Origin of the sequence: Dactylosporangium maewongense (genome assembly GCF_039531485.1) — a bacterium.
GTDB classification, from domain to species: Bacteria; Actinomycetota; Actinomycetes; order Mycobacteriales; family Micromonosporaceae; genus Dactylosporangium; species Dactylosporangium maewongense.
Genome location: NZ_BAAAQD010000059.1, coordinates 1 through 22,812, shown reverse-complemented (window position 1 = coordinate 22,812; position 22,812 = coordinate 1). Strand labels below are relative to the sequence as shown.

The 22,812-nt window shown below is 70.4% G+C and carries 17 protein-coding genes; 9 read left to right on the top strand and 8 right to left on the bottom strand.

Annotated features, from left to right (window positions below):
- Positions 1-58: 58 nt before the first annotated feature.
- A complete protein-coding gene (locus ABD332_RS58430; RefSeq protein ID WP_344515565.1) occupies positions 59-3,496 on the bottom strand; it encodes a ThuA domain-containing protein in 3,438 nt (1,145 codons plus the stop codon).
- A 233-nt stretch (positions 3,497-3,729) separates the two neighbouring features.
- Here ABD332_RS58430 and ABD332_RS58425 point away from each other — a divergent pair, with 233 nt between their 5' ends.
- From ABD332_RS58425 to ABD332_RS58415, 3 genes are all read left to right on the top strand, one after another.
- Positions 3,730-4,611: an ABC transporter permease gene (locus ABD332_RS58425; protein WP_344515563.1), complete on the top strand. Its 882-nt coding sequence runs from the start codon at positions 3,730-3,732 to the stop codon at positions 4,609-4,611.
- Positions 4,612-4,637: 26 nt separating this feature from the next.
- Positions 4,638-5,642: an ABC transporter substrate-binding protein gene (locus ABD332_RS58420; RefSeq protein WP_344515561.1), complete on the top strand. Its 1,005-nt coding sequence runs from the start codon at positions 4,638-4,640 to the stop codon at positions 5,640-5,642.
- An 82-nt stretch (positions 5,643-5,724) separates the two neighbouring features.
- Positions 5,725-6,507, top strand: a complete 783-nt coding sequence (locus tag ABD332_RS58415; protein ID WP_344515559.1) for an ABC transporter ATP-binding protein — start codon at positions 5,725-5,727, stop codon at positions 6,505-6,507.
- A 133-nt stretch (positions 6,508-6,640) separates the two neighbouring features.
- Here ABD332_RS58415 and xynC read toward each other — a convergent pair whose 3' ends face one another.
- A complete protein-coding gene (xynC, locus tag ABD332_RS58410) occupies positions 6,641-8,263 on the bottom strand; it encodes a glucuronoarabinoxylan endo-1,4-beta-xylanase XynC (protein ID WP_344515587.1) in 1,623 nt (540 codons plus the stop codon).
- A gap of 729 nt (positions 8,264-8,992) precedes the next feature.
- Between xynC and ABD332_RS58405 the strand changes: the two genes are divergently transcribed.
- Positions 8,993-9,916, top strand: a complete 924-nt coding sequence (locus ABD332_RS58405; RefSeq protein ID WP_344515557.1) for a hypothetical protein — start codon at positions 8,993-8,995, stop codon at positions 9,914-9,916.
- 124 nt (positions 9,917-10,040) lie between these two features.
- Positions 10,041-10,178: a hypothetical protein gene (locus ABD332_RS58400; RefSeq protein WP_344515555.1), complete on the top strand. Its 138-nt coding sequence runs from the start codon at positions 10,041-10,043 to the stop codon at positions 10,176-10,178.
- Here the strand turns inward: ABD332_RS58400 and ABD332_RS58395 are convergent.
- From ABD332_RS58395 to ABD332_RS58375, 5 genes are all read right to left on the bottom strand, one after another.
- On the bottom strand, positions 10,168-11,760 hold the full coding sequence (locus ABD332_RS58395) for a beta-N-acetylhexosaminidase (protein ID WP_344515553.1): 1,593 nt from the start codon (positions 11,758-11,760) through the stop codon (positions 10,168-10,170). The genes ABD332_RS58400 and ABD332_RS58395 overlap by 11 nt on opposite strands.
- Positions 11,757-12,590, bottom strand: coding sequence for a carbohydrate ABC transporter permease (locus ABD332_RS58390; RefSeq protein WP_344515551.1), 834 nt, complete (start codon positions 12,588-12,590; stop codon positions 11,757-11,759). The genes ABD332_RS58395 and ABD332_RS58390 overlap by 4 nt, the downstream gene beginning before the upstream one ends.
- Complete coding sequence (locus ABD332_RS58385) at positions 12,587-13,573, bottom strand: carbohydrate ABC transporter permease (RefSeq protein ID WP_344515550.1); 987 nt, start codon at positions 13,571-13,573, stop codon at positions 12,587-12,589. The genes ABD332_RS58390 and ABD332_RS58385 overlap by 4 nt, the downstream gene beginning before the upstream one ends.
- Positions 13,570-14,853: an extracellular solute-binding protein gene (locus ABD332_RS58380; RefSeq protein WP_344515548.1), complete on the bottom strand. Its 1,284-nt coding sequence runs from the start codon at positions 14,851-14,853 to the stop codon at positions 13,570-13,572. Before ABD332_RS58380 ends, ABD332_RS58385 begins: the two co-directional genes overlap by 4 nt.
- Before the next feature lie 106 nt (positions 14,854-14,959).
- Positions 14,960-16,126, bottom strand: a complete 1,167-nt coding sequence (locus ABD332_RS58375; RefSeq protein ID WP_344515546.1) for an alanine racemase — start codon at positions 16,124-16,126, stop codon at positions 14,960-14,962.
- A gap of 102 nt (positions 16,127-16,228) precedes the next feature.
- Between ABD332_RS58375 and ABD332_RS58370 the strand changes: the two genes are divergently transcribed.
- From ABD332_RS58370 to ABD332_RS58360, 3 genes are read left to right on the top strand one after another with little or no spacing between them, the layout of a single operon-like run.
- Positions 16,229-17,539 carry a transcriptional regulator gene (locus ABD332_RS58370; RefSeq protein WP_344515545.1) on the top strand — a complete coding sequence of 437 codons (1,311 nt, stop codon included), beginning with the start codon at positions 16,229-16,231 and terminating at the stop codon, positions 17,537-17,539.
- Positions 17,529-18,767, top strand: coding sequence for an amidohydrolase family protein (locus ABD332_RS58365; protein ID WP_344515543.1), 1,239 nt, complete (start codon positions 17,529-17,531; stop codon positions 18,765-18,767). Before ABD332_RS58370 ends, ABD332_RS58365 begins: the two co-directional genes overlap by 11 nt.
- Positions 18,768-18,779: 12 nt before the next feature.
- Positions 18,780-19,157, top strand: a complete 378-nt coding sequence (locus ABD332_RS58360) for a RidA family protein (RefSeq protein WP_344515541.1) — start codon at positions 18,780-18,782, stop codon at positions 19,155-19,157.
- 111 nt (positions 19,158-19,268) lie between these two features.
- Here the strand turns inward: ABD332_RS58360 and ABD332_RS58355 are convergent, their stop codons facing one another.
- On the bottom strand, positions 19,269-22,430 hold the full coding sequence (locus ABD332_RS58355) for an immunoglobulin domain-containing protein (RefSeq protein WP_344515539.1): 3,162 nt from the start codon (positions 22,428-22,430) through the stop codon (positions 19,269-19,271).
- Here ABD332_RS58355 and ABD332_RS58350 point away from each other — a divergent pair.
- Positions 22,381-22,704, top strand: a complete 324-nt coding sequence (locus ABD332_RS58350; protein ID WP_344515537.1) for a hypothetical protein — start codon at positions 22,381-22,383, stop codon at positions 22,702-22,704. The two genes, ABD332_RS58355 and ABD332_RS58350, sit on opposite strands and share 50 nt — an antisense overlap.
- The last annotated feature ends 108 nt before the right edge of the window (positions 22,705-22,812 follow it).

Genomic DNA, 22,812 nt, shown 5'->3' with positions numbered 1-22,812 from the left:
CTGCGCACGGACACCGTCGGCGGCCCTGGCTGAGCCGCCGACGGAGGGTGGAACCGTGCTACGTGACGGTGACCGTCACCATGGTCGCGTGCGGGGCGCCCGCGCTGTCCGTGATGGTCAGCCGGGCCGTGAACGTGCCGACCCTGTTGTAGGCGTGGGTCGTCGTCGCGGTGGTGGTACTGGTGAACACCGCCGCGTTGTCGCCGAAGTCCCACTCGTACTTCGCGATGGTGCGGCCCGCCGGTGGGGTGGCGACCGCGCTGAAGGACACGGTCCGCGGGCCGCCGGTGGCCGGGGTCGCGGTGCCGGTGACGCTGGCCCCGGTCTCCTGCTTGACGCCCGCGCCGTTGAACCGCAGCCAGTCGATCGACATCAGGTAGGTGCCCGCCGGCGGTGGTGTCGCCGGGTTCTTGAACACCAGGTACAGGTTGAACGTGGTGCCGGGGTTGGTGAGGTTCACCGTCGGGGAGACGAGGTTGTCGTAGCTGCCTGAGTTGGGCACGGTCATCGTGCCGAGCACGGTGCCGGTCGGCGACCCGTTGCGGAACTCGATCGTGCCGCCGTAGACGCTGCTGACGCCGGCGGTGACCGAGCCGATGCCCTTGAGGTTGACCGCGCCGTACTGGATCCAGTCGTTGTTGTCGATGTCGCCGACGCGCTTGCCGGCGCGGGCCGAGGCCCGGTCGAAGACGGTCACGCCGGAGCTGCTGGTGAGGTGCTCGGCCTCGGTGCTCTTGGCGCGCAGCCGCACCTGGGTCGAGCCGGTCAGCGCGGGCACCCCGCCGGTCGCGCCGCCGTCCGTGTACTGCGCGGTCAGCACGGTGTACAGGTTCTGGCCGGGACCGTGCCCGTCGCCGGCGCCGGCGTCCGTGACGATCAGCCCCGAGCAGCCGGTGTAGTTGTCCAGCGGGTGCGCGTGGCTGTCGTGGCCGAGCAGGCTCTGGGTGACGACCCGCGTGCAGACGATGGAGGCGTCCTCGGGGTCGGTGACCGTCACCGTGTACGGGATGCGGTCGCCGAAGTCGGCGAACCCGCCGGCGGGCACGCTGATCGTCACGGTGGGCCGGGTGTTGCCGGCGGTGATCTGGGTGGTGGCCACGGCGGTCAGGCCGTTAGCGGGGTTGCGGACCGTCAGCCGCGCGTTGAACTGGCCCTTCGTGGTGTAGGTGAAGGACGGGTTGGCCGCGGTGGAGTCGGTCGTGCCGTTGCCGTCGAAGTCCCAGGCGTAGGTCACCCCGGCGGTGGAGCCGGCGCTGGAGAAGTTGACCGCGAGGGGTGTCGGGCCGGAGTCCTTGTCCGCGGCGATCTTCGCGACCGGCGCGCTGCCGTTGGCCGCGTAGTCGATGCGGTAGATGCCGGCGCCGTCGTTCGTGCCGCCGCGGCCGGAGCCCGTCCCGGCGCCGAAGTCGATGACGTAGAGCGACCCGTCGGGACCGAACTCCGCCTCGAACGGCTGGACCCAGCTGAAGTCGGGGAAGACCGGGTTGATGGACTGCAGGTCGCCGACCTTCGTCGGGCCGAACCTGGCGTCGGTGAACGTCTGCGCCGTCTTGTGGATCGACAGCGTCTTGAACCACTTGCGGGTCAGCTCGTACACGAGCCACTTGCCCTCGTAGTACTCGGGGAACTTCGTCACCCGCGGGTTGGCCGGGTCGTAGTCGTAGACCGGGCCGGACATCGGGCCGCCGCCGCCGGTACCGACCTCGGGGAACTGCGTCGAGGCGGAGTAGGCGTACCAGACCAGCGCGCCGCGGGCGGCCGGCAGGTTCGTCAGGCCGGTGTTGTTCGGCGAGTTGTTCACCGGCGCCGCGCAGTTGAACTTCGCCCCGGCCGTGCTGGTGGCGAAGTTGTAGTCGTTGAACGGGGTGTTGTTGCCGATGCAGTAGGGCCAGCCGTAGTTGCCGGCCGAGGTGACCCGGTCGAACTCGACGGTGCCCTCGGGGCCGCGGTTGGCGTCGGCGGCGCGGGCGTCCGGGCCGTAGTCGGCGACCAGCACGGCGTTGGTCAACGGGTCGACGGTGATCCGGAACGGGTTGCGGAAGCCCATCGCATAGATCTCCGGCCGGGTCTTGGCGGTACCCGGCGCGAACAGGTTCCCGGTCGGGTTGCTGTAGGTGCCGTCCGCGTTCGGCCGGATCCGAAGGATCTTGCCCCGCAGGTCGTTGGTGTTGCCGGCGGTGCCCTGCGCGTCCCAGGCGCGGCGGCCGGAGCGTTCGTCGATCGGGGTGTAGCCGCTGGACTCGAACGGGTCGGTGTTGTCCCCGATCGCCGCGTACAGCAGGCCGTCCTTGCCCATGGCGAGGCCGCCGCCCATGTGCGAGTTGGCCCGGCCCTCACCGCGCCAGGTCGGGATGGTCAGCAGCACCTTCGGGTCGGTGGCTGTGGCACCGATCGTGTAGCGGGCGATGTTGATCTGCTTGGAGACCTTGTCGGTGTACAGCAGATAAACCCACCGGTTGGTGGCGAAGCCGGGGTCGACGGTGAGCCCGAGCAGGCCGTCGGACTGGGTGAGCAGGTCCGGGGTGTAGCCGAAGTCCAGCAGGGTGGTCACCGCGAGGGTGTCCTGGTTGATCACCTTGAGCTGGCCGGTGCGCTGGATGTACAGCACCCGGCGGTCGGGCAGGACGGCCAGCTCGAACGGGTCCGAGAGGTTCTGGTCGACCAGCGGGACGCGCTGGAAGTTGCCGGTCTTCGTCGCGCTGCAGTCACCGGGGACGGCGCCGGCCGCCCACTCAATGCCGCCGCGCAGGTGGTCGAGGAACGCCGGTTCGCTGAACGAGGAGCTGCTGTGCCCGCCCGCGGTGTACCAGGACCGGCCGCCGTCGTAGTTCTGGCACCACGAGTACGGGTGGTCGACGCCCTCGTTGAGCCCGGCGATGCCGTCGCGGACCTTGATCTGGGCGAGGGTGTGCACCTTCCCGGTCGGGTTGGTGATCCAGTTGTACCACTCCTCGCTGCGCTCCCACAGCTCCGGCAGGTTCTTCGTGGACGGGTGCGCGTGGTCGAGCAACTTGATCCGGCCCGGGTACACGCCGCCGGTGGCGCTGAAGTCCGGGTGGTTCTCGAAGATGGTGCCGACGAGGCCCTCGTACCAGGTCCAGTCGCGCTCGCTGGCGGTGGCGGCGTGCAGGCCGACCCAGCCCTTGCCGGCGCGCACGAAGTTCTGCAGCGCGGTGCGCTGGGCGGCGTTGAGCAGGTCGCCGGCTGCGGGCGTGGAGTTGGTGTTGTTGAACACGAGCGCGTCGAAGCGGGCGAGGTTGGCGTCGGTGAACGCGGCGGCGTCCGTGGTCGCCTCGACCTCGAAGTTGTCGGCCGCGCCCAGCTGCTGGATCGCGGTGATCCCGGCCGGGATCGAGTCGTGGTAGAAGTTCGTCGTCTTCGAGAAGACCAGCACCCGGAACCGCGCCGCCGCGTGGGCGGGTGTCGCGGTGACGGGCAGGATGAGGGAGACCGCCGCGAGCGTGGCGAGGCACGCGCGGCGGAGCTGTCGACGCATGGGCACTCCTGTCATGAGCAGCACGAACACAGAGGAACGCGCTTTCCTGGGCCGCCGACTGCCCGTAGCGTAGGACCGCCATTCGACACCGTCAATAGATGTTTCGATCGACTCCGATCTCTCCTTGCCGGGACGGGGTGCCGCCCCCTACAGTGCAGGAAAGCGCTTGCCCGCGGCGGGGCGGCGCGGCTTGGAGGTCGACGGACAATCACCCCGACGGATGGAGTGCTGATGTGAGTGTGTCCAGTTCGGCCCGGATCCCCGCCACGGTGGACCGGGACGCGACACCGGCGAAGACCAGCACCCGGACCGAGCGGCGCATCGGCGTGCGCCTGCGGCGGTTCACGGGGTCGCTGTGGCGCCCGGCCCTGGTCCTGGCCGGCCTGTTCGCCGCCTGGTGGTTCATCACCTGGCGGGAGCTGGTCGCCCGGTACCTGATCCCGCCACCGTCGGAGGTCTGGACGATCTTCCGCGACGAGTTCGGCTTCCTCATGCGCCAGACCTGGGTGACGTTCTACGAGACGGTGCTGGGCTTCGTCCTGGCCGCCGCGCTCGGGCTGGTCACCGCCGTGCTCATCGTCTACTCCCGGACGCTGGACAAGGCCGTCTACCCGCTGGTGCTGTTCGCCCAGGTCATCCCGAAGATCGCGGTCGCGCCGCTGCTCATCGTCTGGTTCGGGTTCGGGCTCACCCCGAAGATCGTCCTGGCGGTGCTCATCGCGTTCTTCCCGGTGGTCATCTCCGGCGTGGCCGGCCTGCGCTCCACCGACCCGGAGCTGCTGGACCTGTCCTCGACGATGGGCGCCGGCCCGTGGAAGACGTTCCGGAAGATCCGGTTCCCGAACGCGCTGCCGCACCTGATGTCCGGGCTCAAGGTCGCCGTGACGCTCGCCGTCACCGGCGCGGTCGTCGGCGAGTTCGTCGGCGCCAGCGAGGGCCTCGGCTACGTGCTGCAGGTCGCCAACGGCAACCTCAACGCGGCCATGCTCTTCGCCGACCTGCTGCTGATGTCCGCGATCGGCATCGTGCTGTTCGTCGTCGTCGAGATCGCCGAGGCGCTGCTCATCCCGTGGCACGCCAGCCGGCGCCGGCCGGTCTCCCTCACCACCTCCTGATCCCCTCGCCGAAGAGGAACACTTCCATGAGGTCATTCATCGCCCGTACCGCCGCCGCCGTCCTCCTCCTCGGAGTAGCCGCCTGCGGTACCGACAAGGCCGCCGAACCCGCCAAACCCGGCGCCGCCGAGAAGCTCACGCTGACCCTCAACTGGGTCCCGTACGGCGAGCACGCGCCGTTCTACTACGGCCTGAAGCAGGGCTACTACAAGGCCGAGGGCATCGACCTGCAGATCAAGCCCGGCAACGGCTCCGGCAACGTGATCAAGGCGGTCGACCAGAAGCAGACCGACATCGGCTGGGCCGACACGCCGGTGCTCATCCGCAGCGTCGCCAGCGGGATGAAGGTCAAGAGCGTCGGGGTGTTCCTGCAGAAGGGCCCCACCTCGATCCAGTTCCTCGCCGACAAGAACATCAAGTCGCCCGCGGACCTGAAGGGCAAGACCGTCGGCGGTACCCCCGGCGACGCGATCTACGCGACCTTCCCCGCCTGGCTCAAGGCCAACGGCGTCGACCCCAAGGACGTCAAGGTCGTCAACGTCGACGCCGCGGGCAAGATCGCGGCGCTGGCCGAGGGCAAGGTCGACGCGATCCAGGGCTTCTTCCACGACCAGTCCCCCACCATCGAGGCCAAGACCGGCAAGAAGATGGACCGGCTGCTGTTCGCGGACTTCGGCATGAACCTGATCGGCACCGGCATCGTCGTGCACGACGACACGCTCAAGAGCAAGGCCGACCTGATCAAGCGGTTTGTGCGGGCCACCCAGAAGTCGTGGGCGGAGGCGGCCAAGGACGTCCCTGGCGCGGTGGACGCGATGGCGGAGCTCGCCGACAACGAGCCCGCCAAGGAGGTGCTCACCAAGCAGCTCAACCTCGGCCTGACCCTGATCGAGGCCGGCGGCGGCCAGCCCGGTGTCAACGCCGAGAGCAAGTGGACCGAGACCCTGGACATCATGGCGAAGAACGCCGACCTCAAGGATCCCGGTACACCGGCGAAGTACTGGGACAAGTCGTTCACGGCGGCGGCATGACCGGCCAGCGAAGCGGCTCGGGCCGGTCATCATGTGGCAGGTTCGGGGCAGGCCGACGCCGGAGCGCAGCGGAGGTGGCGGCATGACCGCGACGCTTGCCACCGCCACCGAGCTCGACGGCGTCACCGTCCGCTTCACCACGAAGCAGGCCCGCACGACCGCGCTGGAGGACGTCTCGCTGCGGGTCCGCCCCGGCGAGTTCGTCACCATCGTCGGCCCGTCCGGGTGCGGCAAGTCGACACTGCTCAAGCTGGTCGCCGGCCTCGTCAGCCCGACCACCGGCACGGTCTCGCTGCAGGGCCGGCCGGTCACCGGGCCGCAGCGCGACATCGGCTTCGCGTTCCAGCGCGCGGCGCTGCTGGAGTGGCGCGGCGCGCGCAAGAACATCCTGCTGCAGGCGGAGATGCGCGGCATGCCCCGCGCCGAGGCCGCCCGCCGTGCCGACGAGCTGATCCGGCTCACCGGCCTGCAGGGCTTCGAGCACGCGCTGCCGCACGAGCTGTCCGGCGGCATGCAGCAACGCGTCGCGTTGTGTCGGGCGCTGCTGCACCAGCCGCCGGTACTGCTCATGGACGAGCCGTTCGGCGCCCTCGACGCGCTCACCCGCGAGCAGCTCAACGCCGAGGTCAACCGCATCTGGCGGGAGACGTCGACGACCGTGCTGCTGGTGACGCACTCGATCGCCGAGGCGGTGTTCCTCGGTACCCGGGTCGTGGTGATGAGCCCCCGGCCGGGGCGCATCGAGGAGGAGTTCGAGGTGGACCTGCCGGCGGGGCGCGAGTACGCCGCCGTCATGTCCGACCCGCGCTTCGACCGGCTCGCCACCCGGATCCGCGGCCTGCTCGGCTCCACCGCCAACCACTGACGGGTGCTTCGGGGCATCCCGGCGACGTATCGACGCGGTGCGTCGTCCGGGATGCCTCCCCCTCGCCTGTCGCTGATCCTGGCCGCCGCGGCACGCACACCGCCGGGCTTCCGTGCGGTGCTTCGTCTACCGGTCAGACCACGATGCAGGGGATGCCGTTGAGGGTGAAGGCGGCCGGTTCGGCAGTGTTCCCGGTGTGGGTGGCTTGGAAGCCGATGTCGACGGTGGCCCCGGGCGCGAGGGTCCCGTTGTAGCTGACGTTGGTGGCGCTCACCTGGCCGCTGGACGGTGCGAAGGTGGCGTTCCAGCCCGAGGTGATGGCCTGCCCTGAAGGCAGGGTGAAGCGGAGCGTCCAGCCGTTGATCGTCGCGGAGCCGGTGTTGGTGATGCTGATGCTGGCCGTGAACCCGGAGCTCCAGGTGTTCATCGTGTACGCGACCCGGGGACCCGAGCCACCGGTGGGAGACTGGCTGGGCGTGGGAGAGAGCGTGATGCTCGGCGACGGGCTGGTCGGCGGGGTGCCGCTCACGCTGGTCACGAACGTCGTCACGCTGCGGGCGGGAAGCGTGACGGTGACCGAGCCGTTCGCCATCGTCTGCGCGCTCTGCGGCGCGACATTGCGGCTCGCGTCGGTCAGCCAGCTGGCGACGCTGCCGGACGCGGTGGTGCCCGCCAGGGTGAACTGCTGGCTCACCGACGAGGTGTTCTTGTTGACCGCGACGATCACCACGGTGTCGCCGCCCCGGTACGCCGAGACGTACACGTTCGTCGCCGGGTTCGCCGTCGCGTCGACCCGCACATAGCCCGGACGCACGAACCTGGCGAACTGCGCCATCATCGCGCCGCGCTTGCTGATCTGGCCGTCCTCCCGCATCGGCCCGTAACTGCGGCGGATCGTCCACCAGATGTACGCCTGGAACTCGGCGTCGACCATGGCGTGGTGGATGTGCTCCCCCACATCGAGGGCCTGCGGCCAGAGGTCACCCGAGTCGGAGCTGTTCGGGTAGTAGACCTCGGTCATCCACAGTTCCTTGCCCGCGCCCTTCTGCTTGAACAGCGGGTACGGGAAGTTCGCATACGACGTGCCGTAGAGGTGGGCCCCGATGATGTCCACATTGGCCAGCGCCGTGGCGTCGTTGAGGATCGGGTCCGACATCGACTTCACGTACTGGAACGACTCGGGGGCGATGACCCTGGTTCCGATCGAGCCGGCGTTCTCCCGCAGGAACCGGACGATTTCGGCGGAGGTCCACCACGTCCAGTCGGTCGCGTAATCAGGCTCGTTCTGCACCGAGATGCCGTACAGGTTGACTCCGTTGTTGCGCATGTAGGTGGTGAAGTCATTCAGGTGCTGGGCGTAGGCGCCGTAGGAGCTGTACCGCAGGCGCTTCGCGTTGGTCTGGCTGCCGCGGGTGAAGGTTTCGATCATGCTCGCGGGCGGGTTCCAGGGCGAGGCGATGACGGTCGCGCCGAGCTCGACGGCGCGTTTCGCCGTCGCCAGGTCGCGGCTCCAGTCCGCCTGGTTCTCCCCGACGGGGATCCGCAGCACGGAAAACCCCAGCTGGCCGTCGCCGCCACCGAACGCCGTGGTCCGCTGGGCCGCGGTGAGGTCGCCGATCCATGCCGCGTGCGCCATGCCGCCGAAGCCCCGGATCGTCTGCCGCGGCGAGGACGGATTGATGTTCGCCGTTGCCGCCGCGGCCTCCGTCGCCCGCAGCACCGACGCCGCGACCGTGAGGACCGGCACGGCCCCCATGGTGGTCAGCACGGTTCTCCGGCTCAGCGACCGTCGCTCCGAGTGCACCGGTTCCTTCTGATCCTGCGTCATGCCTTGCCTTTCTGTTCTGGTCGTCGATGCCGTTCCGCGTCGATCGCTCCTGAAGTTGTCGTTGTTAGCGCTAACTGCGAGGCGCCGACAATGTCAGAAATACGCCGGCCATTCAAGTGGGCATCCATATCTGCCGCTGCCACCGGGCGAGGGAAGCATGTAACTTTCCGCACCATGAATTGCGACTCAAGAGGGCCCAGGAACATAACAATTTCTCAGCACTGCTCATCAAACAGCTTCCGAAGTGGAGCGGCGACCACTGCGGTGACCCAGCTCGGGAAAGCGATCCGAGTTGACGCCAGATTGAACTGCGAGACCGGACCAGCACTGAATTGTGACCACTCACCTCGCACCAGTCGTCGGCAATCGCGAACGGCGACGGACCGCACGCCACGACCACCCCACGGCTCATCCTCTTCACCCGGCACGGCAGCCACGGCACGGACCACGACCAGCGCGCCGGGCCGCGGCCGTCACCTCGGCATCACGTGCTTATACCTTCCCTGGCGGGGCAGGTCGCACGTCGACCGGTGAGCGGCCGAGCCCGGCACGGACCCGGCCACAAAGGGTGAGCTTCCGTGGAAAGTAGGCCTTGACGTGCGGGCTTTTTGGGATGCGCTGGCGGCCAGCGTCGATCGTCTGACGCTGGCCGGGTGGGTGCAGATCATCTCGAGCATCGGTGCGGTCGCCGCGGCGATCGCCGGCGCCTCGGCCGCTCGCGCGGGGCGCGCGGCGGCCCGGACCGCCGCAAGGCAGTTGCCGGAGTTGCAGAAGCAGATCGAGATCAGTGCGGCTCAGTCGAAAACCGCCGACGAGCAGGTCACCCTCGCCCAGGAGGTCCTCAAGGCCGCGACGGCGGCGGTCCGGGAAGCGGCACGCGCCAGGACGGACGAGCGGGCACCCCTCGTCGTCGCGCTGTTCGAGGCGCCGCAATGGCCCCCGTTGATCGACGCGACGCGTGACCGGATGCCGTACGGGGACGAACCGCGACTGCTCGACCAACGTTCTGTGGGGCGGGCCGAGACAGCCTCGCCGGCGCGTCTCTTCGCACGAGATGGAGCGCGGACACAGCTCATGTGGTTCCAGACCAGGGGTGTACTGATCAACGAGGGCACGACCACGGCACGGGTGCGACTCGACGACGAGGCCCAGTTCGTGGGGGCGACCGCCGCGAGGAGGGAGCGCCTCCTGCGACCGGGAGAGGTAGCCCCGTTCGAATGGGGGGCGGGTCACACGATCGCGGAGTGGGCGGTCGCCCGAGAGAAACCCGATCCGCCCAACCCGCTCGGCGCCTGCTTCTTGACGATCACCGTGTTCGACTCGTTCGAGCACGGCGTCTTCGACCACATCCACGTCGTCATGAGCGGCCGGCCGATCGTCCCGGTGGACGACACCTTCGACGAGGTGCGGCTCGCCTCCCGGGAGGCCGAGGCGGAGATGGAGGTCACGGTCTTCCCCACCCGGCGCACGTACCGCTCCGACGGCGTGCGGAGGGACCCCCTCCCTTGGGACGGCACGTACGCGGCATGGTGGAGGGCGAACGGACGGCGCACTCCGAGCCCGATGGCACCGTCGCACTGACGGCAGCGAGCGGGTGTGCGCGCAGATCACGTCCGCGAGGCGGCCGTCGTCGCCATGGGTGAGCAGCTACGGCCCGCGCACCTGCGGTTCCTTGTGCAGCTGGCCGTCGACTGGGTGCCCGGAGGTGCGGGCCGCCGCGCTGCGGGTGCTGGGGACCGCGTTCAGCGAACGGCCCGCGCTGCGGCTTCCCGCCGTCCGCGCCGCCGCCAAGGTCATCCGTCACAAGCACGCCCTCGGCACGGCCGACCTGATCACTGCATGAACGGGGCACCCAGCATCGCGCGGATCTCCTCCTCCCGCTGGGCGCGGGTCTTCGGGAAGCCCTGCGCGTCGGGGCGGCGCTGCCACGGGTGCGGGCCGCCCGGCGGGCGGTACTCGACGCCGAGCGCGTCGAGCCGGTCGAGGTGCCGCGCCAGCCTGGAGGTGAAGCCCTCGGCCGGGCCGGACCACATCACCTCGGCGAAGGCGGCCAGCCGCGGGAACGTCGCGTAGTCAACCGCGCGGGCGGACGGGAGGTGCTCGGTCCACACGTTGCACTGGGCGCCGAGCACCAGCCCCGCCTCGGCCAGGGTGAGGCCCGGCGGGACCGGGTCGAAGGTGTATACGTCGGCGACGGACAGCCGCGTGCCGACGGGGATCGGTTCGTCGGGCGCGTCGGACTGGCGGTAGTCGAGGTAGGTCCACATGTCTGGGCAGGAGACGACGTGGTGGCCTGCGCGGACCGCGCGGACGGCCGCTTCCGGGCCGCGCCACGCAGCGATCAGTGCACCGCCGGGGGCGCCGCCTTCGAGGATCTCGTCCCACCCGTGCACCGTCCGGCCGTGGCCGGCGATGTGGCCGGCGACCTGGCCGACGAACCAAGCCTGCAGTGCCGTTTCGTCGGGCAGCCCGAGCTCCCGCATCCGGTCCTGGGCTGCGGGGCTCGCCTTCCACTCGTCCTTGGGGCACTCGTCGCCGCCGATGCCGATGTACCGCCCGGGGAAGATCGCGCACAGCTCGTCGATCACGGCACGGCAGAAGTCGAGGGCGGCGTCGGACACGTTGAGCACGTGCGGTGAGATGCCCCAGCCGGTCCGCACGTCCACGTCGGCGAGGCCGTTGCCGAGCTGCGGGTATGCGGCCACGGCCGCCTGCATGTGGCCCGGCAGGTCGACCTCCGGCACGACCGTGATGTGCCGGTCGGCGGCGTAGGCGACGATCTCGCGCAGGTCGTCGGCGGTGTAGTAGCCGCCGTGCGGGCGGTCGTCGACGACGCCGTGCTGGCGCGACCCGCGCATCGTGCCATGGCGCCACGTCGCGATCTCGACGAGGCGCGGGTAACCGGGAATCGGCAGGCGCCACCCCTGGTCGTCGGTGAGATGCAGATGCAGCACGTTCAGCTTGTGTACCGACAGCAGGTCGACGAACCGCAGCACGTCGGCTTTCGGCATGAAGTGCCGGGCGACGTCGAGCATGCACCCGCGCCACGGCCACCGCGGCGCATCGTCGACGGTCACGGCGGGCAGCAGCCAGTCGACCCCGGTGACCGGCGCCCGGCGGTACACCTCGGGCGGCAGGACCTGCAGAAGGCTCTGCAGACCATGGAAGACCCCGGCAGGCGTGCCGCCGGTGAGGTCGACGCCGTCCGCGGTGATGCGTAGGCGATAGCCCTCGTCGGGCAGCGAACGGTCGACGGACAACCAGATGTCGTCGCCGGGCGGCAGGAAGCAGCCGGTGGCCGGGCCGAGCGTGGCGCGCAGCCAGGCCGCGGCCCGCTCGAGCCCGGGGGCGGCGGAAAGGGTCGTCGCGGGGGTGAGGCGAAACCCGCCGCGGTCGGGTTCCACTGTGGACGGACGGGGGATCATCCTTTCACCGCCCCGCCGAGACCGGCCACGAGACGGCGCCGAACCAGCAGGAAGAACAGCAGCACCGGCACGGTCATCAGCACGGACGCGGCCATGATGCCGCCCCAGTCGTTCTCGTCGGGTTTGAAGAACACCAGCAGCGCCATCGGCAGCGTCTGGTTCTCGGTGGCGCTGATGATGAAGGTCCGGGCGAACAGGAAGTCGTTCCACGCGGTGATGAACGAGAACACGCTCGTCGCCGCGAGACCCGGCGCGACCAACGGGAACAGGATCCGCCACAGGACGGTGAAGCGGCTGGCGCCGTCGAGGACGGCGGCCTCCTCGAGCTCGTCGGGGACGGCGGCGACGAACCCGCGCAGCATCCAGATCGCGAACGGCAGCGTGAACGCGGTGTGCACCAGCACCAGCGAGCCGAGCGTGTTGAGCCCGACCCCCGGCACGACGGTGCCGACGTCACGGACGAGGAAGAACAGCGGGATGGTCAGCGCCTCGATCGGCACCATCTGCGCGGTGAGGAACATGACCAGGATCGTCGTGCGGAACTTGAAGTGGTACTTGGTGAGCACCACTGCGGCGAGGAACGCGACGAGCGCCGACAGGCCGACCACGACGAGGGCGACGACGAGGCTGTTGAGGAAGTACCGGCCGAAGCTCTCGACGCCGAGGACGCGGCGGAAACTGTCCAGCGACGGCGCGAGCGTCCACGGCCGCTGGTGCAGCGACTGGATCTCGCCGGGCGGTTTGACCGCCGACAGCAGCATCCAGTAGATCGGGAAGATCGTGACGAGGGCGACGAGGACCGCGATCCCGTTGAGGAGGTGCTTTCTCACAGCGGTTCTCCGCTCCTGCGTAGCGCCCGCAGGTACGCGAGCGTCACCGCGAGCAGGATGACCATCATGACCACGCCGATGGCCGAGCCGAGGCCGTATTCGGACGCGGCGAACGCCTGCTGGTAGGCGTAGACGTTGAGGGTGAGGTTCTGCCCGGCGATCCCGCCACCGCCGGTCATCACGTAGATCTGGGTGAACACCTTGAAGTCCCAGATGATCGACTGGATGACGACGATGGTGAGCAGCGGCCGCAGGATCGGCACGATGATCCGCCAGAACTGCTGCCAGGCGCCGGCGCCGTCGAGCTGGGCCGCCTCGAGGGTGGCGTCGGGGATGGCCTTGATCCCGGCGTACAGGGTGACCATGACGAACGGGAACGAGTGCCACACGACGACGGCGCCGATGAGGCCGAAGGCGCTGTAGCGGTCGTACATCCAGTTGTGACCGTCGAGGCCGAGGACCTGGTTGACGAGGCCGAGGTTGGCGTCGAAGAGGAACATCCACACGGTGGACCCGGTGACCGCGGGCGCGGCCCACGCCGACAGCGCCGCGACCGACAGCAGCGTCCGCGGCCACCGCCCGACCCGGGTCAGCAGCACCGCGAGCGCGGCGCCGACGGCGAGGGTCGCCACGACGCAGGCGGCCGCGAAGCCGATGGTGGCGAGCAGCACCGACCAGAACCGTTCGGCGCCGAACAGTTCCGCGTAGTTGCCGGCGCCGACGAAGCGGGTCGGCTGCCCGCCGCTCACCTGCGCCTGCCGGAAGTCCAGCACCGACAGCAGGCCGAGCTGGTAGATCGGGTAGGCGAACAGCGGGATCAGCACCGCGGCGGCCGGGACCAGCATCCACCACGGGGTGCGCCGCGCGCGGCCGGACGGGCCGGTGGCCGGGCGCCCGCCGCGACCGTCCACCGACCCGCCGGGTGCGGACGAGCGGCGGGCCGGCTTGGACCGGCCCGTCTCGTCCAGCGGGATCACTGTCACTTGAAGGCCGCGTTCATCGCGGTCGCCGCCTCGTCGGTCGCCTGCTCGACCGTCGCCTTGCCGGTCACGATCTTCTCCAGCATCGTCGGTACGACCGCCTGCGCGTCGATCTTGCCCCAGCCTGGGTGCAGCGGGACGAACTTCGTGCCGGCCGCGATGGTGTCCATGAACGGCTTGAGGAACGGTTCCTTGCCGGCCAGTTCGGTGCGGGCCGAGGTGAGCGTCGGCAGGTTGCCCATCGCGGTGTACATCTGCTCCTGGTACTTCTTGCTCGCGAGCAGCTTCATGAACTCGGCCGCGAGGGTGCGCCGCTGGGTGCTCTTCATGACGCCGAGATTGTTGCCGCCGGCGAACGCGGGCGCGACCGACCCGGGCTTGGTGCCGGGCAGCGGCACGACCGCGTACTTGCCCTTCGCCGCACCGGCCTCCACGGCGGCCCGGTTGAAGTTGCCGAGGATCGCCATGCCGGCCTTGCCGCTGGCGAACAGCTCCACCGTCTTGCCGCCGGTGAGGTCGGCGCACTGCTGCGGCGGGCAGTTGTCGGCCTTGATGAGGTCGGTGTAGGCCTTCACCCCGGCCCGCGACTGGGGCGAGTTGATGGTGGCGGTGTAGCCGGTGGCGGACTTCGTGGCGAGGTCGCCGCCCGCGTCCCACACGAACGGCAGCGCGCCGAAGGTGTACTTGCCGCCGACTGCGAGGCCGAACAGCTCCGGCTTCTTGGCCCGGATCTGCTTGGCGGCGGCGACGAGCTCCGCCTGTGAGGTCGGCGGGGTGAGGCTGAGCTCGGTGAACACGTCGGTGCGGTAGTAGAGGGCGCGCACCCCGACGTACCACGGCACGCCGTAGAGCTTGCCGTCGATGGTGGCGCTGTTCTTCAGGTCGGCGCCGAGGTCCAGCCCTTCGGCGTCCTTGCCGACCTCGGCGAGGCCGCCGGCGGCGACGTATTCGGGCAGGTCGGTGTTGCCGAACTCCACCATGTCGGGCGCGCTGGACGGGTCGTTGAAGGCGCCCTTGAACCGTTCGCTGCGGGTGTTGACCGCGATGTAGGTGACCTCGACCGTCACGTCCTTGTGCGCCGCCTTGAACTCGGCGACGGCGTCGTTGACGACCTTCTCCTTGGGCGCGCGGTTGGGCTCGTCGAACAGCCACACCCGCAGGGCGCCGGTCTGCTTGTCGGCGCCGTCGTTCTGCGCGGGGGTGGTCGACGGCGCGCAACCGGTCAGCCCGGCGACCAGACCGGCCGCGAGGAGACCGGCGAGCGCCGTTGCGCGATATCTCATGTGGGCTCCCTTGAGGGGTGGCGCTTACGGACCTGGTTCGTATATGGTTCGTTGAACTGGCCCCTAGCCTGAGACGCCGGTCACCTCCGCGTCAATAGGTCGGCGCTCAGAAATGCGTCCGCAGGACATCCGTTACCGTGCCGTCATCGTCGACGACCGGGATCGCCCGCCACTTGTCGAAGGCGGTGCACGGGTGCGAGATGCCCAGCTCCACCAGGTCACCGGGGCGCAGCAGACCGTCCGGGTCGGCGAGGAACAGGTGGTGGTCGTTGACCTTCGTGACCGTCAGCCGGCCGTCGCGCGGGATCGGCAACCCCTCGTCGAAGGAGACGTCACGCTTGCCGGCGCCCAGGATCGCCAGCCCCGGCTCGGGTGCGGAAAGGACCTGCGCCCACAGCGTCAGCGCCGGGCGCAGCTCGCCGGCAACCCGGTTGAACGGGGTCCGTTCACGGTAGAAGCCCTCGTCGTGGGACAGGTACGCGCCGCTGCGCAGCACCGTGGTGACCCGGTGGCCCACGGGCCACCGCGCGCCGGCGCCGAGGCGGGCCGCGACCAGGTCGAACCAGGCGCTGCCACCGGTCGCGACCAGCACCTCCGGGCCGAGCAGTCCGGCCCTGGACAGCGCGTGGACGGCCGCCCGCAGGTCGTCGAGGAAGCCGGACACACCCTCGGCGTCAGGCTGGGTGCCCTCGTAGCCGGCCACCCCGGCGAGGCGCAGCGCCGGGTCGGCCTCGACGGCGGCCGCGACCGCCAGGAGCTCGTCCTGGCTGCGGCAGCCGGTACGGCCGCCGGGGTGCCCGAGCTCCACGAGGACCGGCAGCGGCAGCCCGGCGGCGGCTCGTACACCAACCACGGAGTCGACCTGGAAGATCACCTCGAAGCCGGCCTCGCGCTCCCGCGCCAGCCACTCCAGAACGCGGCGGTCGAGCAGCTGACCGGCCACGACGACCCGGGTCGCGCCGAGGTTGCGCAGCGCGAGGACCTGGCTGGCGGTGGCCGCCGTCAGCGCCCACGCCCCGGCGGCGAGCTGCGCCCGCAGCAGCGAGGGGGCCATGTGGGTCTTGGCGTGCGGGGCGAAGGCGAGGCCGTGCGCGGCGCAGAAGTCGGTCATGGTGCGCACGTTGTGCTCCAGCGCCGACTTCCGGGCCACCAGCAGCGGCCAGGTGAACGCGCCGTCGAACAACCCCGGGCGGGCCGCCAGGAAGTCGCCGGTCGGCACCGGGTCCGGCTGCCAGAATCCCTTGGTGCGCCAGTCCAGCAGTTCGCCGCTCATGAGATCTCCCGCTTGATTCTTCGGCCCGGAACCCGCAAGCTTCAACGAGCTACTTACGAACCGGCTCGTATAGCGCCGGAGCATAACGGAAGGACCCCGCCAGTGCCGGTGCCGATGGTGATCGGGCTCGTCGTGCACGCGAGCCACCGCGGCCTGTTCGAGGACGCGGCCCGCACGCTGACGGGCGTCGCCCTCGAATGGGTGGTCTACGAGCACGAGGGCCAGATCCGGGCCGGCGTCCGCGCGCTGCTGGAGCGCCGCACCGTCGACGGCCTGCTGCTCGGCCCGGTGCCCTATGCCAGATGCCGCGACGTGCTCCCCGACGGGCTGACCGTCGCCATCACCCGCTCCGCCGGGCTCGACCTGGCGCTCGCCTGGTGCAGGGCGCTCATCCGCGGACTGCCGGCGACACCGGTCAGCATCGACACGTTCACCCAGGAGACCGTCGACGACGTCGCCCACGCCCTCGGCCTCAACCGCGCCGACGTCGCGTGCCTGCCGTTCGAACCCGAACAGTCCGTCGAGGAGATCGTCGAGTTCCACCGCGCGTTCCGGGCCAGGTCCGGCAGCGCGTACACGATCAGCGTCCGCACCGGCGTGATGGCTGCCCTCGACGGCGAGCTGCCCGTCCTCAGCGGCATCACCGGCCTCGCCACACTCCGCGCCGAGCTGCACGAGCTGGCGCTGCGCATCCAGTCGAAACGGGCCAGCGAGCTGCGGTTCGCCGCCGGGGTGTTCCTCATCGCCAACCACTCCCCCAACCTCGACCGGGCCCGCATCGGGTTGATGAACCTGCTGCTCAACACCCCCGAGCTCGCTGACGGCTGGATCGAGAACCGCGACCGGCGCGGCGTCGTCGTCTTCGCGCACCGGGCGCTGTTCGAGACCCTCACCGGCAACTGGGTGAGCCTGCCGGTCCTCGCCCGCGCCCAGGAGGCCCTCGGCGTGCGGGTCGTCGCCGGGTTCGGGGTCGGCGCCAGCGCCCGCACGTGCGTCGCCCTCGCCGAACGGGCCGCCGCCCGCGCCGAGCAGGACGGTTCGCCGGTCGCGTACCTCGTCGAGGACAGCGGCGTCGTCATCGGGCCGATGGGCAGCGCCGGGACGCCGCTCACGTTCACGTACCGCGGCCACAGCGACGGCCTCGAGAGCCTCGCCCGCGGCATCGGCCTGAGCCCGGCGACACTGTCGCGGCTCGCCGCGCTCGACCGCACCCTCAACGGCCGACCGATCTCCCCCAGCGACCTGGCCAGCTCGCTGGGCATCACCGACCCCAGCGGCCGGCGGCTCATCCGCAAGCTCGGCGAGCACAACCTCGTCACCGCCGAAGGCAGCGCCCAGGCCACCCCGAAGGGCCGCCCCACCACGCTCTACCGGCTGACGATCAACGAGGCGATGGCCACCGATGGCGAGTGACCTCCTGCTGACCGGTGGCACTCTGCTCGAACCCTCCGGCACCTTCGACGTCGCCGTCCACGGTGGACGGATCGCCGCGATCGGTCCGGACCTGCCGCGCGACGGCGCCCGCACGGTCGTCGACGCCCGCGGCCAGCTCGTCACCCCCGGCCTGATCGACCTGCACACCCACGTCCACCCCGGCGCCACCTACTGGGGCATCGACCCCGACCCCGTCGCCTGGTACTCCGGGGTGACCACATGGGTCGACGCAGGCTCGGCCGGCGCGTACACCTTGGACGGGCTGCGACAGGCGGTGCGCGGGATGACCGTGCGGGTGCCCGTGCTGCTCAACATCGCCGCCGTCGGCCTCACCGGCCGCACCGGCGAGAGCAAGGACATCAACTCATGCGACGTCGACCTCGCCATCGAGACCGTCACCGCCAACCGCGACCTCGTCGCCGGCATCAAGGTGCGCATCGACCGGGAGACCGTCGGCCGCAACGGCATCGAGCCGCTCCGCCGTGGCCTGCGGGTCGCCGACGCGTGCGGGGTGCCGCTGATGGCGCACATCGGCGCCGGCCCGCCCTCCGTCGACGAGGTCCTCGACCTGCTGCGCCCCGGCGACCTCGTCACCCACTGCGCCAGTGCCATCGCTGCAGGGGATGCTGTGGTACGTCCGTCCCTTGTGGACGCCTATCGACGTGGTGTGCGGTTCGACGTCGGGCACGGCTCGGGCGGGTTCGCGTTCGACGTCCTCGAGGCGCAGCTCGCCGCGGGGCTCGTACCGTTCAGCGTCTCCTCCGACCTGCACGCGCGGTCGCTGTACGGCCCGGTGTTCGACCTGCCGACGACGATGGCGAAACTCCTCGCCGCCGGCCTTCCCCTCGCCGAGGTGGTGGCCGCGGCGACGAGCCGGCCCGCCGCCGCCCTCGGCCTGCCCGGCGGGACCCTCACCGTCGGCGCGCCCGCGGACCTCGCCATTTGGGACGTCCGCGACGAGCCGTTCACCGTCGTCGACGCCCACCAGCAGCGGCGCACCTCCCCCGTCCGGCTCGTCAACGAGGCCACCTACGTCGCGGGCCGGCTGCTGCCCGCCCGGCTGCCCGCCGACCCGCCGCCCTGGGTGCCGCTGACAGCCGCCCAGCGCTCGGCGCTGTCGGCGCGCACCGACGGGCTGCGCGCGCTGCTGAACACCCCACTCGTCGGCCCTGACGACCTCGCCGAACAGTTCCCACGCCACCACTGAAAGGTTGCCACCATGCCCAAGCGGACCGTCATGACCGACCAGGCCGCGCCACCCGGCGGGCCGTATTCGCACGCCGTCGTCGCCGGTGACACCGTCTACCTCGCCGGGGCCATCCCGGCACTGCCGGACGGGACGCGGGTGACCGGCCCGTTCGAGGAGCAGGCCCGGGCCGCCTTCCGGAACCTGGCCGCCGTCGCCGCCGCCTGCGGGGCGTCACTCGACCAGGCCGTGCGGGTCGGCGTGTACCTGCGGGACTTCACCGACTTCCCGGCGATGAACGCGATCTACGCCGAGTTCTTCGGCCCTGACGACCTACCGGTCCGCACGACGATCCCGGTGCCGCTCGTCGGGTTCGACATCGAGGTCGACGCGGTCCTGTACACGGGCTGAGCGCGCCTCTCATCGACGCCGCCGGGCCACGGGCGGCCGGCAGCGCCCGCGGAAGGCTGTGAGCAGCTCCCGCTGCAGAATGTCGGTCGGGCCGACGTCCCGAGAAGGCTGTCATGACCAGCGGCGGCGCCGGCTTCCCGCGGCGAGGAGGACGGTGCCGCCGGCGGTGGCAGCGAGGCCGGTCGCCAACATCAGCGCGATCGCCGGGCCGGTGATCGGCAGGCTGCCGTCGACGGTCGGTGCCACGGTGATGGCGAGCGCCATCGCGCGGGGCGAGCCGTCTGGGGCGACGCCCTGGGCGACCGCGGTGTGGCCACCGGCGGGCAGGCCGGGCGGGATGGTGACCAGTTTGGTGAAGTCGCCCTTCTCGTCGGTCAGCGCGGTGCCCAGAACGATCGGATCGGAGTACATCGTGATGATCGCGGTGGAGTGCGGCGCGAACCCGGTGCCGATGAACGTGATCTGCTCGCCAGGGGCCGCGCGGCTGATGTCGCCCTGGTCAGTCGTGAGTCGCAGGTCGGTCTGCGGCGGCGTGGCCGGCGGCTGCGGTGCTTGCGGCGTCGCCTCCTGCGAGGCGTCGCTCGGTGCGGAGTTGCCGGCGGCGGAGTTCGCCACGACGGTCACCGTGTACGTGGTGCCGGCTGCGGCGCCGAGGACGCAGGTGAGCTCGCCTTTGGTGCTGCAGGTCGCAGGGCCCGGGCTGGCGGTGGCGGTGTAGCCGGTCACCGGCGATCCGTTGGCCTTCGACGCCTGCCAGGTGACCGTGACCGAAGAGGTACCGGCGACGATCTTCACCTCCGACGGGGCGTCCGGCGGCAGGGCCTGGGCGAGGACCGTCAGCGTCGCCGCGCTGCTGGTCGCCGATCCGACGCTGTTGGTGAACACGGCCCGGTACTGCAAACCGGTGAGGTTCATCGCCGCTGTGAGCGACACCGACGTGCCGGTCTTGCCGGGAAGGTCGGTCCACGTGCCGCCGCTGTCGGCGGACTGCCACTGCACCGTCGGCGTGGGTGCGCCACTGGCGGCGGCCGAGAACACCACCGGTTGACCGGTGACGACCGACTGGTCCTGCGGCTGGGTGGTCACGGCCGGGACCGCGGTCACGGTCAGATCGGCGGCGTCGCTGGTGACAGCGGCGACGCTGTTGGTGAAGACGGCCCGGTACTGCTTGCCGTCGTCACCGGCGGCGGCCACGAAGGTGTGGCTGGTCGAGGTGGCGCCGGCGATGTCGGTCCAGCTGCCCGCGCCGGTCTTCGACTGCCACTGCACCGTCGGCGTCGGGTTGCCGGTCGCCGCCGCGGTGAACGACACCGAGGCGCCGGCGGTCACCTGCTGGTCCTGCGGCTGGGTGGTCACGCCCGGTCCGGTCTGGACGGTCAGTGTTGCGGCCGCTGTGGCAACCGGGGAGCCGATGCCGTTGGTGAAGACCGCCCGGTACTGCTTGGCGTCATCACCAGCGGCCGTCGTGAACGTGTAACTGAGCCCAGTCTCACCGGCGATGTCGGTCCAGCTGCCCGCGCCCGTCTTCGACTGCCACTGCACCGCCGGCGTCGGTGTGCCGGTCGCCGCCACCGTGAACGTCACCTGTTCGCCGCTGAGCTTCGTCTGCGACTGCGGGTCGGTCGTCACGGCGGGCCCGGACTGGACGGTCAGGGTCGCTGCGTTCGTCGTCGCCGGGGAGCCGATGCCGTTGGTGAAGACCGCCCGGTACTGCTTGGCGTCATCACCAGCGGCCGTCGTGAACGTGTAACTGAGCCCGGTCTCACCGGCGATGTCGGTCCAGCTGCCCACGCCCGTCTTCGACTGCCACTGCACCGCCGGCGTCGGTGTGCCGGTCGCCGCCACGGCGAACGTCACCGGTTGCCCGGCATTCTTCGTCTGCGACTGCGGGTGTGTGGTCACCGCCGGAGTCGCCGTCACCGACAGCGTAGCCGGATCGGTAGGCACCACCGGGGTCTGGCCCACCATGGTGTTGGTGAACACCGCCCGGTACTGCTTGCCGCCGTCACCGGAGGACACTGTGAAGGTGTACGACAGGCTCGTCTCCCCGGCGACGGCGGTCCAGCTGCCCGCGCCGGTCTTCGACTGCCACTGCACCGTCGGCGTCGGGTTGCCGCTCGCCGCAGCGGTGAACGTCACCTGTTCGCCGCTGTTCTTCGTCTGCGACTGCGGGTGTGTCGTCACGACCGGCGGTGTGGAGACCGTCAACGTCGCCGCGCTGCTCGCGTCGCTGCCTGCGACGTTGCTGAACACGGCCCGGACCTGCTTGCCGTCGTCGGACGCCTGCACGTTCGTGAGGGTGAGCGTGCCGGTGGTCGCGCCTGCGATGTCGACCCAGCCGCCGCCCGCGCTCAGGGTCTGCCATTTGACGGCCGGGGAGGGCACGCCTCCCTGCGACGTGGCGGTGAACGTCGCGGTGTCACCGACGTCGACCGTTTTGTGCTTCGGCTGCTCATCCACCGTCGGCGCCACGTTGGCGACGTAGGTGTACTCGATGTCGAGGTTGGAGGCGCCGTCGGGCGACGTGACGACCACCGACACCATGCCGTCGGCATGTGCCGGGGTGACCGCCGTGATCTTGACGTCGCTGTCGACCGTGTAGGAGGCGGCGTTCGTGCCGCCGAACGTCACTGCGGCCGCGCCGGTGACGCCGGTGAAGCCGCTGCCGGAGATGACCACCGTCTCACCGCCGTCGACCGAGCCGCTGGTGGGCGCGAGACCGGAGATGTTCGGACCCTCGGTGAACGTGAACTTGGTGTTCGCCGAGGTCTCCGACACCATCGGCTCGGGCCCGGCGCCCATCTCCACGTTGCTGATCGACACGGTCACGTCGACCACGGAGGCGATGTCGACCGCGGTCGTCGCGGTGATCTGGGTGTTGCTGTCGACCGTGAAACTCGACGCCTCCTGGGCGCCGAAGAACACCTTGTCCACGAGCGCGAAGCCGGAGCCGGTGATGACGACACTCGTGCCGCCCGTCTTCGAGCCGGTGCTGGGGCTGATCGACGAGACGACCGGCGGGGACAGCCAGTACACGGTCGTGGCCTCGCTGCCCACGGTCTCGGTGTCGCCGTCGTACACCGTGTAGACCTCGACGGTGCCGGCCGGCTTCGCGCTGGGCAGGACCACCTGGATGTCGCCGAACTGCAGGTCCCACGCGCTGCGGGCGATCGCTACCCCGTTGGCACGGACCTGGGTGACCGAGGCGAGGTTCGTGCCGACGATGAAGAACCCCGGCCCCGGGTTCGTCGACGAGAACTTCCGCGAGGACAACGACGTGATCGTAGGAGCCGCAGCCTCGAGGATGCGCGTGCGCGGCTCTGTGCTCACCGGCGCCGCAGTCGACCCGGACTTCGGGCGGGTCGCCGTATTTCCGGATGCTGTCGCAGGATTCTTGACCGTCTCCGCATGGCCGAGCGTGGCGGTGTCGGCCGCCGTCGCCGACCCTGCTGCGAACGCGGCCGCCGGCGCACCGTTCAGACCGACCAACGTCACCAGTACCACCAGCGTCAAGACCGCACTGGCCGATGAGCTTCCCCCGCTTTGATGGAGCGGTGGTTACCTGCCTCCGGTCGGGGCAGGGGTGAGGTTGTCTGGCCCGGTGTGGGTCTGCCAGGCGGTCTCGTATTCGTCGGGGCTGCGGTAGCCGAGGTCG

What these genes read in the sequence shown, in the direction of transcription:
- ABD332_RS58350 (WP_344515537.1), top strand. Translation starts at nt 22,381, where the DNA reads ATGAAGAACCCCGGCCCCGGGTTCGTCGACGAGAACTTCCGCGAGGAC.
- ABD332_RS58375 (WP_344515546.1), bottom strand. Translation starts at nt 16,126, where the DNA reads ATGAGCGGCGAACTGCTGGACTGGCGCACCAAGGGATTCTGGCAGCCG.
- ABD332_RS58430 (WP_344515565.1), bottom strand. Translation starts at nt 3,496, where the DNA reads ATGCGTCGACAGCTCCGCCGCGCGTGCCTCGCCACGCTCGCGGCGGTC.
- ABD332_RS58380 (WP_344515548.1), bottom strand. Translation starts at nt 14,853, where the DNA reads ATGAGATATCGCGCAACGGCGCTCGCCGGTCTCCTCGCGGCCGGTCTG.
- xynC (WP_344515587.1), bottom strand. Translation starts at nt 8,263, where the DNA reads ATGGGGGCCGTGCCGGTCCTCACGGTCGCGGCGTCGGTGCTGCGGGCG.
- ABD332_RS58420 (WP_344515561.1), top strand. Translation starts at nt 4,638, where the DNA reads ATGAGGTCATTCATCGCCCGTACCGCCGCCGCCGTCCTCCTCCTCGGA.
- ABD332_RS58360 (WP_344515541.1), top strand. Translation starts at nt 18,780, where the DNA reads ATGCCCAAGCGGACCGTCATGACCGACCAGGCCGCGCCACCCGGCGGG.
- ABD332_RS58415 (WP_344515559.1), top strand. Translation starts at nt 5,725, where the DNA reads ATGACCGCGACGCTTGCCACCGCCACCGAGCTCGACGGCGTCACCGTC.
- ABD332_RS58395 (WP_344515553.1), bottom strand. Translation starts at nt 11,760, where the DNA reads ATGATCCCCCGTCCGTCCACAGTGGAACCCGACCGCGGCGGGTTTCGC.
- ABD332_RS58365 (WP_344515543.1), top strand. Translation starts at nt 17,529, where the DNA reads ATGGCGAGTGACCTCCTGCTGACCGGTGGCACTCTGCTCGAACCCTCC.